We start from the raw sequence: 17,613 nt of genomic DNA on the forward strand, positions 1-17,613 counted from the left end.
GACACGAATGTGTCGGCATGCACTTCACCTGTCAGCCACTGCTGTGTTTGCTCGATGCAGGCGCCTGCACCACACCACGCGGCCCGCTGATGCCCCAGATACCGGCACCGATTATCGGTAAAGCCAACACCAGAAGTGTCCAGCCAGCCTTGGTGCCTGGCGTCTTGGTCGAGCGCCAGACGCTGTAGATTACCCAGACGTCCAGCAACACAACGATGATCGCCGCGGCGATCCAGAACACACTTAGCGCTTCCATGACGTGCCTCCTTCAGACTGCCGGTATGCCGCCCACCAGCGTTTCGGTTTCTCTGTCCGGCACCACAATTGTGTTATTACCCGGCGTCAGAATGACCTTGCGGCAATCCTCTTCCTTCTTGTCGAACAGCTTGTAACCCAGCGCCGCATCTTCCAGCGACATGCGGTGAGTGATGATGGCTTCAGGTTCAAGTCGGCCCGCTTCAATGTGTTCCAGTAATTCGGGCAGGAAACGCTGTACATGGGTCTGACCCATCTTGAAAGTCAGGCCCTTGTCGAACGCGTCGCCGAACATGAAGCCATGAATGAACCCTGCGTAGACGCCCGGCACGCTGACCACACCACCGCGTCTTACCGCAGCGATGCACTGACGCAAGGCCTTGCCACTGCTGCCTTCCAGCTTCAGGGTGGCCAGAATGGTTTCAGTCGTGCTGCCTTTGGCTTCGAAACCTACGGCATCCACCACGCCATCGACGCCGCGCATGCCGGGCGTCTGGCGGATGATCGTGTCAGCCGGGTCGTCGTCTTCGTCGAAATTGATCGGGATCACGCCATAGGTCTTCTGCGCGTAGGCGAGGCGGTATGGGTGGTGATCGACCATGAAGATACGCTGTGCGCCGAGCATTTTCGCGCACGCAGCGCTCATCAGGCCGACCGGGCCAGCGCCATAGATGGCCACGCTTGAACCTGGGCCGATGCCCGCATTGGTCACCGCCTGCCAGGCAGTGGGCAGGATGTCGGAGAGGAACAGAACCTTTTCGTCAGACAGTGTGCCAGGCACCTTGAACGGGCCGACGTTTGCCTTGGGTACACGAACATACTCGGCCTGACCGCCCGGGATCCCGCCATACAAATGGCTGAAGCCGAACAGCGCCGCGCCTGGCGGAATCGACTTTTTATTCATGATCGCACCGCGCCCGGTGTTGGTGGTTTCGCAGGCCGCGTACAAATCGATGTTGCAGAAAAAACAGCTGCCGCAGGCGATCACGAAAGGGATCACTACGCGATCACCTTTTTGCACTGCAGTCACTGCCGAGCCGGTCTCTTCCACGATGCCCATGAACTCGTGACCGAATATATCGCCATGCTCGACCGTCGGAATCTTGCCGCGATACAAATGCAGGTCCGAACCACAAATGGCTGTTGCCGTCACTTTCAGGATGATGTCGTCGGCTTCTTGTATTACGGGGTCCGGCACGGTGTCGACCTTTACACTGTTCGCGCCGTGATAAGTCAGAGCTCTCATGTTTTATCCTCGTTAGCACCAGAAGGTTTGTTCCGTTACTAAAGAGGAACCGCGGGTTTTTTTTTGGTTCAGCGAGATTAATCGAGCCTGGGACTAACGGTCGGTCAATTGCGAAACGCCGTCATATCTTGTAACAGCATGCCCATCAAACGATTGGCACCGACACTCAATTGGCGGCCCAGGCGGCTGATCAGGTGCGTCTGCGGGCTGCTGAACACTTCATGCTGCAAGGGCAGGGCGCGCAGTTTTCCGGACTTGATTTCTTCCTCCACGACGAAGGTCGGCAGCAACGTGATACCGCCCTGCATGGCGAAATGCTTGAGCATCGCGAAGGTGCTGCAGGTCAGCGTCGGTTGCACCGTAATGCCCAGTTGATGCTCGGCTTGCAGGAGAATCTGGCGAATGCCGTAAGACACCGCTGGCAGCGCGACGCGGTACTGCTCGAGCGCCCGAAGCTGTATCGGCCCAGGTTCATCGGTCAGCGGATGATCCGGCCCTGTTATCACGCAGACTGGCTGACGCTGATGAGCATGCGAGCGGATTTTCGGGTCGGCAGCCGGGTTGAATACCAAGCCGATGTGCGCTTCATCCTCGACCACCTGGCGGATCACTTCATTGCTGCCGCAGACATTCACGAGCAACTCGATTTTCGGATACATCTCGGAAAACCGCGCCAGCGGTTGTGCCAGACTTTCGAGAAACCCTTCTCCGGAGACCAGCGTTACAGAGCCGCTGTGCAGGCCTTTCAGGGCCTGAATCGAATCCAGCAGCACCTCTTGCTGAGTCAATCGCTGGCGGTAGTATGCCAGCACCCTGTCGCCCGCTTCGGTCGGTTTGACGCCACGACGATGACGTTCCAGCAGGGGCGAACCGAGTTCCTGTTCCAACTGGGCAATCTGGCGGCTGACCGCTGAGGGCGCCACGTTCAGGAAATCTGCCGCAGCCCGGACACTGCCCAGTCTGACGGCTTCGAAGAAGTACAGGATGCGTCGATCTTGGACGAGGCTCATGGGGCTTCCAGTGTTGCGCTAAAGGCAACATAAATTCGATTTTCGGATTATTGCTGAGAGGGTAAAGCGCTGTCCATACTCGAATCATCGGCACAGGGCTGGCGATAGCCGCTGGCAGCGTCATCTTCGAATGCGTACACAACCTTTAATCGAGATGCAGACATGACTTTGAAAACAGGTGTGATCGGATTGGGCAACATGGGTGGAGGCATGGCCGCCACCCTGGCCGGCAAGGGCTTTGACGTGAGCGGCTTCGACCTGTCGCAGGCTGCGCTGGCCCAGGCCGAAAGCAAAGGCGTCAAGCCGGTTGCCGACCGCAAGCAACTGATTCAGAGCGTCGACATTCTGATTCTGTCGTTGCCCAAGGCCGAACACGTGGAGTCGGTGTGCCTCGGCGCAGGTGGCATCAGCGAATTCGGTCGCAAGGGCCTGGTGGTGGTCGACACCACCACCTCAACGCCGGAAATGAGCCGCAAGGTGGCCGCCGAACTGGCAAAAACCGGTATCGCGTTTATCGATGCCCCTGTCTCCGGCGGCCCGAAAGGCGCAGCCACCGGCACCATGTCGATGGTCATCGGCGCCGAAGACGCCGATCTGGCGCGCGTCATGCCGGTGCTGGAAGGCATGAGCGGTACCCGCGTGCATGTCGGCCAGTGTGGTGCGGGCAATGTGGCCAAAATCGCCAACAATATGCTTGCCGCCTGCCACCTGATCAGCACCGCCGAAGCGGTCGCAATGGCGGCGCGTGCAGGTGTCGATCCGGAAAAACTCCTGCAAGGTCTCAACGCCGGATCCGGTCGCAGCGGTGCCACGCAAGTCATGTTCCCCACCTGGGTGCTCAACAAGGCGTATGACTCCGGTTTCACGATGGGGCTGATGCGCAAGGACGTGGGCCTGGCCAGTGATCTGGCCGACAGTCTGGACATGGACCTGCCGCTGTCGCGTGTGGTCGCGCAATTGTGGCAAGCCAGCAGCGAAACCCTGGCAGACAACGAAGACTTCTGCGCCATCGTGCAACGCACCGATGCCGCACTTTACGGTCATGGAGAATAATTGATGAGCACTGCAAAAATCCTCGAACTGATGCGCCCTTATTGGGGGGACCGCAGTGTTATCGCCAGCTACGTCGGCGGTGAGTTCATCGAAGGCCACGGCGCACCGGTTGAAGTTCGCAATGCTCATGACGACAGTCTGTTGCTGAGTTTTCCGGATGCCGACGAATCGTTGGTCGCCGTCGCTGACAAGGCTGCCAAGGCAGCGCAACAGCAATGGTGGGCATTGACTGCCCAAGCGCGTGGTCGCGCCATGTATCAGGTAGGTAATCTGATTCGCGACGAGCTGGAAAATACCGCGCAGGTCGAGTCCCTGACGGCCAACAAGCCGATTCGTGATGCTCGCGTCGAAGTGCTCAAAGTTGCCGAAATGTTCGAATATTACGCTGGTTGGGCGGACAAACTGCACGGCGAGATCATCCCGGTGCCGACCACGCACCTCAACTACGTGACCTACGAGCCGCTGGGCACCGTGTTGCAGATCACCCCGTGGAACGCGCCGGTGTTCACCTGCGGCTGGCAGATTGCTCCAGCGATTGCCGCCGGTAATGCCGTCATCCTCAAGCCGTCCGAACTGACGCCGCTCAGCTCGCTGATCGTCGGTGTATTGATCGAGCGTGCCGGTGTGCCGAAAGGGCTGGTCAACGTGATCGCAGGCTTTGGCCATTCCATTGGCCAAGCGTTTATCGCCAAGGCTGATATACGCAAAGTGGTATTCGTCGGTTCGCCGGCAACCGGCAGGCATATTGCCGTAGCGGCGGCGCAGCGCTGTATTCCCGCAGTGCTGGAGCTGGGCGGCAAGTCAGCCAACATCGTCTTCGAGGATGCCGATCTGGACGTCGCCCTGCGCGGTGCTCAGGCAGCGATCTTTTCCGGTGCCGGGCAGAGCTGCGTTTCCGGTTCACGGCTGTTGGTACAGGAGTCGATTTTCGAGAAGTTCACCAACGCGCTGGCGGTCGCCGCCACGCAATTCAAGGTGGGTGACCCGAGCGATCCGGAAACCCAGATCGGCCCGATCAACAACGCCAAGCAATACAACCATGTGAAAAGCATGGTCGAGCGCGCCTTGAAAGATGGCGCCAGGCTGGTTGGCTCGCAGGCTGATCCTGTCCCGGAAAAACCGGGTTACTACATCAACCCGACCGTACTGGCGGGCACCAACGATTTGCACTGTGCCCAGGAAGAAATCTTCGGCCCGGTGGTGGTGGCCATCCCGTTCAAGGATGAAGAAGACGCGATTCGTATCGCCAACGACAGCCGCTTTGGCCTGGCCGGTGGCGTCTGGACTCGCGATGTCGGGCGTGCTCATCGCGTTGCAAAACAGGTGCGTGCCGGTACGTTCTGGGTCAACGGTTACAAGACCATTCACGTCAGCTCGCCGTTTGGCGGCTATGGTGACAGTGGCTATGGCCGATCGTCCGGCCTGGATGCACTGCGTGAATACAGCGAAGTGAAAAGTGTCTGGGTCGAAACCGCAGCCAAGCCTGCCGCCAGTTTTGGCTACGGCGCGAGCCTGGAGTAAGCACATGTCCATTTCAAAGACACTGATTGACGAAGCAACCGTCTGGCGCCGTACCCTTCATGCAGCGCCGGAGCTGGGCTTTCAAGAGCTGAAAACCTCAGACAAGGTGGCTGATCTGCTCACCGGTTTTGGCCTTGAGGTGCATCGCGGGCTGGGTGGTACAGGTGTGGTCGGCACCCTGCGCAACGGCGATGGCCCGACTATCGGCATTCGTGCCGACATGGACGCCTTGCCGATTCAGGAACTGGGCGACAGCGTGCACAAGTCGGCACACAAAGGCTGCATGCACGCCTGCGGGCACGACGGCCACACGGCGATCCTGCTGGCCACCGCCCGGCACCTGTCGGAAACCCGCCGGTTCGCCGGTACGGTGCATTTTGTCTTTCAGCCTGCCGAGGAAAACCTGGGTGGCGCTCAGCGGATGATCGACGACGGTCTGTTCGAGCTGTTTCCGATGGAAGCTATTTATGGCCTGCACAACTGGCCGGGTGTGCCTGCGGGCAAGGTGGTGATCAATCCGGGACCAATGATGGCGTCGCTGGACACTTTCGAAATTACCCTGACCGGCAAGGGCAGCCATGCGGCCATGCCGGACAAGGGCTATGACCCGATCGTGGCGGCCGCCGAACTGGTACTCGGTTTGCAAACCATTGTTTCCCGACGTCTCTCGCCACTGGATTCGGCGGTGGTCAGCATCACCCAGTTCAATGCCGGTGAAGCGATCAATGTTATTCCGGAAACCGCCACGTTGCGTGGCACCGTGCGTTGTCTGCAGACGCCGGTACGCGAGAAGGTCCAGCAACTGATCGGTGAATTCGTCGAGCGTCTGCCAACGGCCTTCGGTGTGCGCGGCGAGCTGGTCTACAACGTCGGTTACCCGGTCACCGAAAACCATCCCGAAGCCGCCGCCACGATTCGTCGCGCAGCGGTTGCAGCGGTGGGGGAGGCCAGCGTGCAGTGGGGCTGCAATCCGTCCATGGCCTCCGAAGATTTCGCCTTCATGCTGCATGCCTGTCCGGGCGCGTACATCTGGATGGGCGTCGATGGCGATAAACCATCGGCGGCGTTGCACAACCCGTATTACGACTTCAACGACCAGGTCATTGAGCCGGGTGTCGCGGTCTGGACTTCGCTGGTGGAGCAGTGTCTGCCGCTGAGTTGAATGGTTGGCCTGCGCGCTTATCGTTATACACACTCCCGAAGTGGTTTCTGGTCGGTCTGCTGCTGTGTGGTTTCAGCAGCGTATAACGACCGACCTCGTGTGTAGGGGCTCTGCGTCCGGCTTTCGACGCAGAGCGTCGAGACATGCATTCCCACGCAGAGCGTGCGGAACAATAGGCCTAAGGCCTATAAATGGCCAGGCTGTCAATCAAGGTGCTGCGAGCAATTGCACACGAATACTGGATATGTCCGGCAGGCAGGTCAGTAGGTGGTCGCGCAATTCCAATACCCGCTGGCGCTTGAAGCTGTCCTGCAGCCAGACCAGGTAGTAGGCATCCCCGGTCCCGACCGCCGATTGGAAGGGTAAAAACACCTGACCCTCGTTCAAGTCATCGGCGACCAGAAACAGATCGCCGATGGATACGCCATGCCCTCTGACCGCAGCAGTAATGCCCTGATCAAGTGTGTCGAAGACTTTTCCCTGGCTCAACGTCACCTGACCGGCCAGGTCCATGCGGGTCAGCCAGCGCCGCCAGTCGCGGCGGTCACTGGACGGGTGGATGAGCTCGGCAGCCTGCAATCGCTCCGGCCCCCACGGCTGATCCCCCAATGTGTCCGCCGAACATATCGGGATCAGCCATTCATCGAACAGCTTGCAGGTTTCCACCTCGGCGCCAAAGTTGCCATTGCCCAGCAGAATCGCGCAGTCGTAAGGCTCTGAGTAAAAGTCCACACTATCAAAGTCCATCCATACGCTGGACAGTTGAACCGGCAGAGCGGGGGCGGGCTGTTTGAAGGATTCAAGTGCGTGCAGCAGCCACCTCATGGTCAGGGTGGAAGGTGATTTGAGACGCAGATTCGCGCCCTGACCACGAAACGGCTGGCAGGCGTCCTCGATGATCCGGAAGCCGATCTTTAGCTGGCTGGACAACCGCCGGCCCTCGTCACTGAGTGAAAGCCTCGGGCCATTGCGCTCGAACAGACGGCAGCCAAGGGTTTCTTCCAAGGTACGAATATGGCGGCTGATAGCACTTTGAGTAAGTGAAAGCTCTTGCGCAGCACGCGTGAATGAGCATGATCGAGCTGCCACTTCAAAGGCTCTGAGCGCGTAAAGAGGCGGTATACGTTCAGTCATGTGATAACTAACCATGATTATTTATCATAGTAGGTTACACGTTTTTCCATTTTTCCGCGCACCCGACTCCAGTCAGAATCGCCGGCTCGTCACTGTCGTAAAAAATAAACAATAAGGCGGTGTTCTTATCTGCTGCGTGCGTGAGCGAATATGCTGCCCAAGTCCGAAATGCTGCTGCGTCAATCTGTTGTAAGGCACTTGCTGGAAAGTGATACCGCTCAGGAAATGGGCTGGAGAGTTCAGGCTTACAGGCAGTTCGAACAGGTGCTGAGTGACAAGGGCTTCCCTTGTCTGTTCGGACGTCGTGCCAACAAGTCCGGAAGTTGCCTGCTGCTGTTCATCCCCCGTGAGCATGAGCAGCAGGCGTTGCGCGACGGCATGGAAGAGTACGTGAGGTTCGTCAATGACACGCCACTTGAAGATCGCCTGTTCAATCCGTTGATCGTCATTTTCGAGATAAACGATTTCAACAGCCTGGCCGAGGAACAGGCCTATGCCTGGGCTACGTTGCAACATTTGCATGACGATGACCGATCCCCTTGGCCCGCCGATGCCTGCAGCAACCCTGAAATATTCGAGTGGACTTACCACTTTGCCGGGCTGCCGATGTTCATCAACATGAGTTTTCCCCGCCACAGTGCGATGAAAAGCCGGTCGCTGGGCGGGCACATTGTATTTGTGGTCAACCCTCGCGAGAACTTCGACGAGGTGGCAAGCGCCGAGACGGACAGTGGCCGCAAGGTCAGGGAAAAAATTCGTCAGCGGGTCGCCGATTACAACAACGGAGTTGTACCTGACACGCTGGGCTTTTTCGGTGATCGCAACAGCCTGGAATGGAAGCAGTACCAATTATATGAAGAGGGCGGGCTGGCATTGTCCCGCTGTCCTCTGCACATCAAAGTCGACAAGACTGACCATTTGAAAGAGCGTTGAGTACCCATGGATATATCGTTGCTGCTGATCTACATGTTCAGCGTGTTCATGTTGATCATCACCCCTGGCCCGGTAGTGGCACTGATCGTCAACACCAGCCTGGCGTGCGGGCCGAAACGCGCGATGCTGACGGCGCTGGGCACTAATTGGGCGTCGCTGGTGTTGGTGCTGGTCGCGGCATTGATCCTGACGGGTACGCTGTCGGTGAGCGTTAGTATGCTCAACTGGATCAGCCTGATCGGCTGCTTCTTTATCGCTTACCTGTCGGTGCAAGCGCTGGAGCACGCGATGCGTTACGCTCCGTCGCAGACCGAAGCAGCGCCGCTGCCCCCGCGCAGCAGGCATAGCGGTCTGGTGACAGGTTTTCTGGTGGGGATTTCCAATCCGAAGGACATCATCTTCTTCGTCTCGTTTTTTCCGCAGTTCATCCACGTCACCGAATCGTTCAAGGGCAGCATTGCCTTGTTGTCTGTGCTGTGGATCATCATTGACCTGTCGATCCTGTTCGCCTACATCTTCCTGATGCGCCAGAAACTGGCCTTGAAGTACAAGCGCAAGATCGAAATCGTTTCCAGCGTGACCTTGCTGCTGATCGCACTGGGCGGGATTTTCTATTCGGGCTCAACGCTGTTGAATCAATAACTCAGTTGAGCCAGTGCTCGTCGAACCCGCGATATACGCCTGAGCGGATCAGCACTCGATCAGGTTCACCGCCAGCCCGCCGCGTGAGGTTTCCTTGTATTTGTCATGCATGTCCGCGCCGGTATCGCGCATGGTACGGATGGCATGATCCAGCGATATGTGGTGCTCGCCGTCGCCGCGCAGGGCCATTTGTGCTGCGTTGATTGCCTTCACGGCAGCAATTGCGTTGCGCTCGATGCAGGGGATCTGCACCAGCCCGCCAACCGGGTCGCAGGTCAGGCCCAGGTTGTGTTCCAGGCCGATCTCGGCGGCGTTTTCCACTTGCTCAGGCGTAGCGCCAAGGATCTCTGCCAGGCCCGCAGCGGCCATGGCGCAGGCCGAGCCCACTTCACCCTGACAGCCGACCTCGGCACCCGAGATCGACGCATTTTTCTTGCACAGAATGCCCACCGCTGCGGCGCTCAGAAAGAAGCGCACGACGTCGTCGTCATTGGCTGTGGGTTTGAACTTCATGAAGTAATGCAGCACCGCAGGCACGATACCGGCTGCCCCGTTGGTGGGCGCGGTGACCATGCGCCCGCCGGCCGCGTTTTCTTCGTTGACGGCCAGAGCGAACAGGTTGACCCACTCCATGGCGCTCAAGGTCGAGCCGATGACGTTCGGGTTATCGAGGTTCTGCAGGTTCTGATGCAAACGGTAAGCGCGACGCCGCACGTTCAGGCCGCCGGGCAGGATGCCGGTTTCGAGCAAACCCTTGTCCACGCAGGCGCGCATCGCTGCCCAGATGACCATGATCTTTTCGCGAATTTCCTCCTCGCTGCGCCAGACCTTTTCATTGGCCATCATCAGTTCGGAAATGCTCATGCCGTGGGTCTTGCACAGTCTCAGCAATTGCGCGCCGCTGAAAAAGTCATAGGGCAGCACAGTCGTGTCACTGTCCAGTACGCCACTGGCTGCCTGCTCGGCGTCAATCACGAAACCGCCGCCCACTGAGTAGTAGGTCTGCTCGTGAATTTCGCCGCTCTTGCCGTAGGCGCACAACGTCATGCCGTTGGGATGGTAGGGCAGGCTTTCGTCGAGCAGGCACATGTCGCGCTCCCAGACGAAAGTGATGGGCTGCTCGCCCGCCAGCAGCAACTGGTTGTCCGCGCGCAATGCATCGATCCGCTGATTGACCTGACTGGGGTCGATCTGGTCTGGCCACTCGCCCATCAAGCCCATGACAGTGGCACGGTCGCTGCCATGACCGATGCCCGTGGCGGAAAGAGATCCGTACAATCGCACCTCGATACGTTCTACGCCGGGCAACCGGTTCTGGTTGCGCAGCTCGGTCACGAACAGCGCCCCGGCGCGCATTGGCCCTACGGTGTGGGAACTGGACGGCCCAATGCCGATTTTGAACATGTCGAAGACGCTGATGGCCATCACGGAGGTCCTTCAAGTGAGATGATGCACGGGAATTCGGTATTCCCCTTTTTCTGGTCCTCATCTTTGGCTTCGACGGTCGAAACAACAAACGATTGTTGCTATGCAACGCTTTAGCGGAACTCTTCAATGAGCAGAATCTTCAACGCACAGATGCACGCCTGGTTACAGGTCTTTGCCTGCGCCGCCCGACATCTTTCCTTCACCCGCTGCGCGGAAGAGCTGCACGTCACTCCGGGCGCGATCAGTCAGCAGATGCGTCAGCTCGAAGAGCGTCTGGGGTTTGCGCTGTTTCATCGGGTCGGGCGCGGGCTTGAGCTGACGGCTGAGGGTCAGCGTCTGGCGGTGGTCGCCAACGAGGTGCAGAGCCGTATCAGCGAAGAGCTGCGGCTGCTGTATTCCGGGCGTATCGGCGGGGTGTTCAGGCTGCGTTGTATTCCTTCGTTTCTCAGCAAGTGGCTGATGCCGCGTCTGCCACGCTTGCAGGCAGCGTTTCCGGACATCCAGTTGCGAATCATCGCCGAGGACAGCAGCGGCTCGCTGCGTGATGATGATTTCGATCTGGCCATCGACCTGAACGACGGCAGTTATCCGGGCCTGTCGACTACGCCTTTGCTGGAAGAAGAGCTGTTCCCGGTCTGTTCGCCGAGCCTGCTGGTTGGTAAGCCGCCGCTGGATACGCCAAGCCAGCTGGCGCATTTTCCACTGCTGCACGACATCACTGCCTGGCGCGGCAGCTATGAATATGCTGAATGGGAGTTTTATCTGACGGCTATCGGCGCAGACGGCATCGACGTGCGTCGCGGCCATACCTTCAACCGCAACCACCTGACCATCGACGCCGCACGCATGGGCATGGGTGTCGCGATTGCCCGCAAGGCGCTGATTACCGATGAACTGGAACAGGGTCTGCTGATTGTACCGTTCGGGCATCCGATCAAGGCCAGGAAGAAATACGTCCTGGCCTATCGCGAAGGCGCGCTAACCACCCCGGCTCGCCGCGCCGTGCATGACTGGCTGGTGAGCGAGGCGGCGAGCCAGTTTGCTGTGAATCAATGAAACAGCTCGGCAATCAACACGGCGCCGATGAAGGTGCCGAAGTTAGCCAGGAACGATACCAGCACGATACGCCAGCCCAGGCGGCGGAAAGCTGGCAGGTCCTTGGCGATCGACAGCCCGGCGAAGGTCAGCATCGGGGTAATGACCGCCAGCAGGTTGATCGAACTGGTCAGTCGGGCGATCTCGGCAGCCCAAGGGCAGGCCGGCGAAGTCAGGAACATCGCCACCAGTGACACCGTACACACCGCAGGGATCTTGCGACCGATGAGGCTGCACAGTGCTTCACCGACGAATGCACAGAAAATCATGATGCCCATGCCGGTAAAGGCATCTGCAGACAAGGTCTTGTAACCCACATAGTTGGCAATCAAGGCCAGCGCACCGGCCGCCAGCCACGCACTGATCTTGCCCGACCAGCCCAGCTCCGGCGCTTCCAGCAATACATCGCTCTGGCGCAGCCCCTCATCGCTCATCGAGGCTTTGGTGGTGCGGCCTATCAGCGGCTCAAGCACCCGATAGCCCCACACCGCCAGCGGCAAGGAAATGAACAGCGTGAAGTAGGTGCCGATGGTGGTGGTGATCAGGTTGGAAGCAGCGGCCAGCGTCATGACTTCCTTGGCCACTTCCGGCGTCTGCTGCGCTGCAATGGCACCCGCGGCGGCGGCCATCATGCTCCCCGAGCCGATGCCTGAGCCCATCGCCAGTGAATTGGGATGAAAAATTCCCAGACTGGCGATATAGCCCGCGACGATAGCTATGAACAACGCACCGAACAGCGTCCCGGTCAGGTATTCGGCGAGCACCCCGCAACCTTCTGGAGAGTCCATGCCGTAGCGCTCACCGATGATCGCCAGGCTGGGCTCGCGGCCAACCGAGAAGGTTGCGCCAACTGCTTCGCGCTTGATACCGAGCATCAGCGCCACAGGCAGGCCGAGCATCACGGTGCCGACAAAGTGGCCGAACTCCTGAAACACCAAGGCCCATCCTGACGCGAACACCACAGGCAGCGAACCACCCACCACCAGGCCGAGTTTGGCGATGAAGATCAGCAGGGCAGGTTGCAGAATGGAGGCCGCACGCAATTGAGTGCGATGATCGATACCGATGGTGCCTGGCAGGCGCCGACTGGCGATGCCCACTACCGCGCCGATCAGCAGCGCCCAGACCATCGGCAGCAATACCACCTTGCCGGGGCCCAGCGGGATACTGATTGCGCCGATACTTTCGGCAATGATGAGGATAACGGCAGCCCAGACATACAATTTCACCATAGATGAAACCGCTTGGTCGTTGCCCGCCACTGCAGCGTGTGCGTCTTGCATGATGATCCCCTTGCCTGCTGATGGCCTTTTTCGGGCCTTATCAATAGTTATTCTGTTTTCAGGTCGGCGCCGTGAAGCGCCAGGGCAGCGTTGAAGTCCATGGAGTCATGGAGACCGTTATCCGGCCGAGTATTTTTATAGCGTCCGACGTGAACCGGACCAGGCTGCTTCGAGCCTTTTATGAGGGATCGTCAGGTGCGTTGTTCGCCGGGATGAGCCTTTGAATACGGCGCTTTGATGTCCACTCGCCACCGCAGTATGCATAGCGCAGGGTTGCACACCAATATTACGGATTTTATTTATCGTTGCTTTAAACAGAACACAGAAAGGACCTGAAAAGATGACGCAGAGCGTCACCAAATGCGTTCCCACGCGGAGCGTAGGGAACGAGATTGGTTGCGACTATCTGAGATCAGGTCAGGCCAGTGTTGTCAGCCCCAGCGCCCTGGCACACGCCTCCAGCGAGCGGCGCTCAGTGTCGGCGTACAGCGCCAGTTCATCAAGCGTCTCGCGTCCCAGTGCCTGTTCGAAATCCTGTCGGTTTGACTGGGTGGTGTAATGCGCCTGGGCGTTGTCGCCAAGGTTGGACTGAAAGATCCCCGCCGCGCTGACTGGCAGGAAGTCTTCGTACACCAGCGGCTCGAAGCGCACATGGCCGGCCTCGATAAGCTGCTTCAGGGTGCCGGACCTGCGTTCAGCGTTGTCCGATTCAGTCGGGAGATAGCGAAAGTAGGCCAGACCCTGCGCACGCATTTCATCGTGACTGTCCGGGAACGCCTTGAAGGTCTTTTCCAGCAGCCCTGCGTAGCGCACGGCATTGGCTTCGTTGGGGAACTCACCCAGCTCTTCACGGGCTTCATTCAACAGCCGGTCATACAGCGCGCGGCCTTTGGGCGTCAGGGCCGCGCCGCGCTGTTCGATTTCGCCAAAGCGTGCCGAATGACTGCCTGACTGATTGCCGCCCTGACCGATGAAGATGATCGGTTCTTCAAGCGCCTTGAAGCTGGTCTGGCGCAGCAGGATGGGACATTGGCGACGCGGCGGACCTTCGACCACGGCCTTGGGCGTGATGCCTTTGCCGGGCATGCCGCTTTGCACCGCATCAATGTCCAGCGTTCGTGGTGTCAGGTGATTGATGTGCGGGCCATGAAACGCCACTACGTCAGCGATCAAGCGGTGCTGGGCGTTGAGCTTTTTATATTCGTCGAGCGAGACAGTGGCGGTGTTGTGCCAGCGAAAGGTTTCCAGCGCCTGCTGAATGAATTCGGTCGCATCGGTTTCACTCAACCCGCCGTCGGTTTCATGCTTCTCGATCAACGCCAAGGCACCGGGTGTGAAAATCGAGCGCTTGGCCAGCACCTGACTGGCGAATTCGCGCAGTCTGTCGCTCTCGATCAGCTCCAGGCGCAGCAATGAGGTAAACACCCGAAACGGGCTGACCTGCAACGCCTGCTCATGCACGGCGCGGAATGCCGTGGAGTGAACCGGCACGCCAGCGGGTGTCAGGTCGTAGTAACCGACCGGCTGCATGCCCATCACGGCAAAGAGGCGGGCGAGGGTAGCCAGTTCCTGCGCCGTACCGACGCGTATCGCGCCGTGACGCTCCTTGTTGAGGCGCTGAATTTCGCCGGTCTGGCGCAGGCTGTTCAGTACTTTGCTGTCGCGGCTCATAACTTGCTCATTGACCTCGCTCACCAGCTCCATGAGCGTGCCGTACAGCGGCACTTCGTGCTGGTACATCTGCGACATGGCACTGGAGAAGTCAGCGCGGATTCTGTCAGGGTCGAAAAAGCGTGCGGTACTCATCAGCGTGTCTCTCCGTACAGGTTCAAGCCAGCGCCGCCAGGCAACGCTCGAAAATATCCAGCCCTTCGTGCAGTACTTGTGACTCAATGGTCAGCGGGATCAGCAATCGAATGATGTGCCGTGACTTGCCGCTGGGCATCAACAACAGACCGGCGTCTCTGGCTGATTCAAGCAGCGCGGCGAGCTGCCGTGTGCCGGGTTTGCCGTCCGGGGTGGTCAACTCGATGCCACGCATGCAGCCGAGGCCGGTCAGCCTGCCGAGGCAGGGCGACAGTTTGCTCGCCTGCCAGGCGTTGTAGCGCGCAACAATGGCGCTTTCCTGTTGTTCGCCCCAACTCGAGAGATTGGCATCGGTCATCTGCGCCAGCGATGCCAGGCCCGCCGCGCAGCCAATCGGGTTGCCGGAATAGGTGCCCCCCAGTCCGCCTTTTGGCAGGTTGTCGATCAGCGCCTTGCGTCCCACCACGGCCCCGAGCGGGATGCCGCCGGCGATGCTTTTGCCGAGCAGGATAAGATCCGGTTCGATGCCCAGCCGGCTGAATGCGAAGCGCTGCCCGGTACGTCCGAAGCCGGACTGGATTTCGTCGGCAATCAACACGATGCCGTGCTCATCGCAGAACGTTCGCAGCGCTTGGGCAAAGTCCGCTTCCATGGCCAGAAAGCCGCCTTCACCCTGCACTGGTTCGAAGATGAAACAGGCTACATCGTTGACATCGATCTCGACGCTGAACAGCCGATCCATTGCCATGAGCGCCTGTTCGGTGGTCACGCCGTTGTCCTTGCTAGGGAAGGGGATGTGGAACACCGGGCCGGGCAGCACGCCGACTTTCTGTTTGTAGGGCGCGACCTTGCCGTTAAGGTTTAGCGTCGCCAGCGTGCGGCCGTGAAAACCGCCGTCAAAGGCGATCACTGCAGTGCGCCCGGTTGCCCCACGCACGATTTTCAGCGCATTCTCTGCCGCTTCTGCACCGCTGTTGGTGAGCATGCCGCTCAGCGGGTAATTCACCGGAACAAATTCCGTGAGTTGTCGCATGAACTGGATATACGGATCGTGAGGCGTGGCGTTGAAACAATAGTGAGTCAACTTTGCGGCCTGATCCTGAATCGCCCGGACTACTTGCGGGTTGCAATGCCCCAGGTTGAGCACACCGATGCCGCCGACGAAGTCGATGTAACGCTTGCCGGTGGTGTCCCAGACTTCGGCATTGCGGCCATGAGACAGCGTCATGTTGTGGACAAAGGAAATGGATTCGCTGATGTGTTCGCTCATCGGCCTGGCCCTGGCGTCGGGTGATCTTGATGGGCGTATCCAAGCAAACATCGGACTTCGCTCGCAAACGAAATAAAATCACCGGGTCATTCCAATAATTCCCGAAGTGAGGGGCTTAATCGTTCCAAGTGGCCAGAAGTTCATTCCTAAAAGGAATCATGTTTTTCAAAAACGTCGTTTGTGGGCTGGCCGTGTCTGGATCAATACTGCGGTTATCCGTGATTTCTAGTCCATGACAGGAGAATCAGCATGGTTGCCGAATTATTAGCACGTCTGGGTGTGGCGAACAGTGCCCACACACAAGGGAATTACCCGGTTTACACCCCGATTGATGGCAGCCAGATTGCCTCGGTCACGCTCGAAAACAAGACGCAGGTAGTGGCACGCATCGACAGCGCCCACAGCGCGTTCCTGCAATGGCGCACCGTCCCGGCCCCGCGCCGTGGCGAACTGGTGCGGATTTTTGGTGAAGTGCTGCGCGAGCATAAGGCTGACCTTGGCGAACTGGTGTCGGTCGAGGCAGGCAAAATCACTCAGGAAGGTCTGGGTGAAGTGCAGGAAATGATCGACATCTGCGACTTCGCCGTCGGTCTGTCGCGTCAGTTGTATGGTCTGACCATCGCCTCGGAGCGTCCTGGCCACCACATGCGTGAAACCTGGCACCCATTGGGTGTGGTCGGGGTGATCAGCGCGTTCAACTTTCCGGTTGCGGTCTGGGCCTGGAACACCACGTTGGCGCTGGTCTGCGGCAACCCGGTCATCTGGAAACCGTCGGAAAAGACCCCGCTGACTGCACTGGCCTGCCAGGCGCTGTTCGATAAGGCATTGAAGATATTCGGTGATGCGCCCGCAGCATTGGCGCAGTTGGTGATCGGTGATCGGGATGCCGGCGAAGCGCTGGTCGATGATCCCCGCGTGCCATTGATCAGCGCGACCGGCAGCACCCGCATGGGCCGCGAAGTCGGGCCGCGTGTGGCTGCGCGTTTCGGGCGTAGCATTCTGGAACTGGGCGGCAACAACGCCATGATTCTGGCCCCCAGCGCCGATCTCGACCTGGCCGTACGGGGCATTCTGTTTAGCGCCGTGGGCACTGCCGGTCAGCGTTGCACCACGTTGCGTCGTCTGATTGTGCACCGTTCTATCAAAGACGAAGTAGTCGCCCGCGTCAAAGCGGCCTACGCCAAGGTGCGTGTCGGTGATCCACGCCAAGGCAATCTGATCGGTCCGCTGATCGATCAGCAGGCGTTCTCGGCCATGCAGAACGCGCTGACCAAGGCCCGCGACGAGGGCGGAGAAGTGTTCGGCGGCGAGCGCCAGTTGCAGGACAAATACCCGAACGGCTATTACGTCACGCCGGCCATCGCCGAAATGCCCGGCCAGAGCGATGTCGTACGTCACGAAACTTTCGCACCGATTCTCTACGTGCTGGCCTACGACGATTTCGAAGAGGCGTTGCGCCTGAACAACGAAGTGCCGCAGGGCCTGTCTTCGTGCATTTTTACCACTGACTTGCGTGAGGCCGAGGCTTTCCAGAGTGCAGCGGGCAGCGATTGCGGCATTGCCAACGTTAACATCGGCACCAGCGGTGCAGAAATTGGCGGCGCGTTCGGCGGCGAGAAGGAAACCGGAGGCGGTCGCGAGTCCGGCTCCGATTCATGGCGCGCCTACATGCGGCGGCAGACCAACACGGTCAATTATTCCCGCGAGCTGCCACTTGCTCAGGGCATCGTTTTCGACTGATCGAACCGAGCGCTTTTCCCCCGACATTGCTGGAG

General features: G+C 59.1%; 15 protein-coding genes. 7 read left to right on the forward strand and 8 right to left on the reverse strand.

Features of this window, described 5'->3' with window-relative positions:
- Positions 1 to 31: 31 nt before the first annotated feature.
- From I9H09_RS08285 to I9H09_RS08295, 3 genes are all read right to left on the reverse strand, one after another.
- The gene (locus I9H09_RS08285) at positions 32 to 256 is read right to left on the reverse strand and encodes a PLD nuclease N-terminal domain-containing protein (protein WP_024670177.1); all 225 of its coding nucleotides are present in this window, start codon (positions 254 to 256) and stop codon (positions 32 to 34) included.
- 12 nt (positions 257 to 268) lie between these two features.
- Positions 269 to 1,501 carry a zinc-dependent alcohol dehydrogenase gene (locus I9H09_RS08290; RefSeq protein WP_122325087.1) on the reverse strand — a complete coding sequence of 411 codons (1,233 nt, stop codon included), beginning with the start codon at positions 1,499 to 1,501 and terminating at the stop codon, positions 269 to 271.
- 104 nt (positions 1,502 to 1,605) lie between these two features.
- Complete coding sequence (locus I9H09_RS08295) at positions 1,606 to 2,511, reverse strand: LysR family transcriptional regulator (protein WP_005889960.1); 906 nt, start codon at positions 2,509 to 2,511, stop codon at positions 1,606 to 1,608.
- Between the two features lie 162 nt (positions 2,512 to 2,673).
- Between I9H09_RS08295 and I9H09_RS08300 the strand changes: the two genes are divergently transcribed.
- Genes I9H09_RS08300 through I9H09_RS08310 form a run of 3 tightly spaced genes read left to right on the forward strand, consistent with a single transcriptional unit; the run spans position 2,674 to position 6,247 of the window.
- A complete protein-coding gene (locus tag I9H09_RS08300) occupies positions 2,674 to 3,564 on the forward strand; it encodes an NAD(P)-dependent oxidoreductase (protein ID WP_122347653.1) in 891 nt (296 codons plus the stop codon).
- Between the two features lie 3 nt (positions 3,565 to 3,567).
- The gene (locus I9H09_RS08305; protein ID WP_122347652.1) at positions 3,568 to 5,085 is read left to right on the forward strand and encodes an aldehyde dehydrogenase family protein; all 1,518 of its coding nucleotides are present in this window, start codon (positions 3,568 to 3,570) and stop codon (positions 5,083 to 5,085) included.
- Positions 5,086 to 5,089: 4 nt separating this feature from the next.
- On the forward strand, positions 5,090 to 6,247 hold the full coding sequence (locus tag I9H09_RS08310; protein ID WP_053931366.1) for a M20 aminoacylase family protein: 1,158 nt from the start codon (positions 5,090 to 5,092) through the stop codon (positions 6,245 to 6,247).
- A gap of 207 nt (positions 6,248 to 6,454) precedes the next feature.
- Here I9H09_RS08310 and I9H09_RS08315 read toward each other — a convergent pair whose 3' ends face one another.
- Positions 6,455 to 7,381, reverse strand: coding sequence for a LysR substrate-binding domain-containing protein (locus I9H09_RS08315; RefSeq protein ID WP_122325090.1), 927 nt, complete (start codon positions 7,379 to 7,381; stop codon positions 6,455 to 6,457).
- Between the two features lie 150 nt (positions 7,382 to 7,531).
- Here I9H09_RS08315 and I9H09_RS08320 point away from each other — a divergent pair, with 150 nt between their 5' ends.
- Positions 7,532 to 8,314, forward strand: a complete 783-nt coding sequence (locus I9H09_RS08320; protein WP_183142495.1) for a YqcI/YcgG family protein — start codon at positions 7,532 to 7,534, stop codon at positions 8,312 to 8,314.
- A 6-nt stretch (positions 8,315 to 8,320) separates the two neighbouring features.
- Positions 8,321 to 8,956 carry a LysE family translocator gene (locus I9H09_RS08325; RefSeq protein WP_005889973.1) on the forward strand — a complete coding sequence of 212 codons (636 nt, stop codon included), beginning with the start codon at positions 8,321 to 8,323 and terminating at the stop codon, positions 8,954 to 8,956.
- A 48-nt stretch (positions 8,957 to 9,004) separates the two neighbouring features.
- Here I9H09_RS08325 and I9H09_RS08330 read toward each other — a convergent pair whose 3' ends face one another.
- A complete protein-coding gene (locus I9H09_RS08330) occupies positions 9,005 to 10,381 on the reverse strand; it encodes an L-serine ammonia-lyase (RefSeq protein WP_005889975.1) in 1,377 nt (458 codons plus the stop codon).
- A gap of 129 nt (positions 10,382 to 10,510) precedes the next feature.
- Between I9H09_RS08330 and I9H09_RS08335 the strand changes: the two genes are divergently transcribed.
- The gene (locus tag I9H09_RS08335) at positions 10,511 to 11,440 is read left to right on the forward strand and encodes a LysR substrate-binding domain-containing protein (RefSeq protein WP_024689790.1); all 930 of its coding nucleotides are present in this window, start codon (positions 10,511 to 10,513) and stop codon (positions 11,438 to 11,440) included.
- Here the strand turns inward: I9H09_RS08335 and I9H09_RS08340 are convergent.
- The 3 genes from I9H09_RS08340 to I9H09_RS08350 form a co-directional block, all read right to left on the reverse strand.
- Positions 11,434 to 12,762, reverse strand: coding sequence for a DUF3100 domain-containing protein (locus I9H09_RS08340; protein ID WP_122347651.1), 1,329 nt, complete (start codon positions 12,760 to 12,762; stop codon positions 11,434 to 11,436). The two genes, I9H09_RS08335 and I9H09_RS08340, sit on opposite strands and share 7 nt — an antisense overlap.
- A gap of 417 nt (positions 12,763 to 13,179) precedes the next feature.
- Positions 13,180 to 14,568 (reverse strand): 2-oxoadipate dioxygenase/decarboxylase HglS, encoded by a 1,389-nt coding sequence (gene hglS, locus I9H09_RS08345; protein ID WP_122347650.1) that lies wholly within the window; start codon positions 14,566 to 14,568, stop codon positions 13,180 to 13,182.
- Between the two features lie 22 nt (positions 14,569 to 14,590).
- Entirely contained in the window at positions 14,591 to 15,838 is a 1,248-nt protein-coding gene (locus I9H09_RS08350) for a 2-aminoadipate transaminase (RefSeq protein ID WP_122347649.1), read from the reverse strand.
- Between the two features lie 249 nt (positions 15,839 to 16,087).
- On the opposite strand from I9H09_RS08350, the gene amaB reads away from it, so the two are divergent.
- The gene (gene amaB / locus I9H09_RS08355) at positions 16,088 to 17,578 is read left to right on the forward strand and encodes an L-piperidine-6-carboxylate dehydrogenase (RefSeq protein ID WP_122311653.1); all 1,491 of its coding nucleotides are present in this window, start codon (positions 16,088 to 16,090) and stop codon (positions 17,576 to 17,578) included.
- The last annotated feature ends 35 nt before the right edge of the window (positions 17,579 to 17,613 follow it).

It is taken from the genome of Pseudomonas tremae (assembly GCF_023278125.1).
In the GTDB taxonomy this organism is placed as follows: Bacteria; Pseudomonadota; Gammaproteobacteria; order Pseudomonadales; family Pseudomonadaceae; genus Aquipseudomonas; species Aquipseudomonas tremae.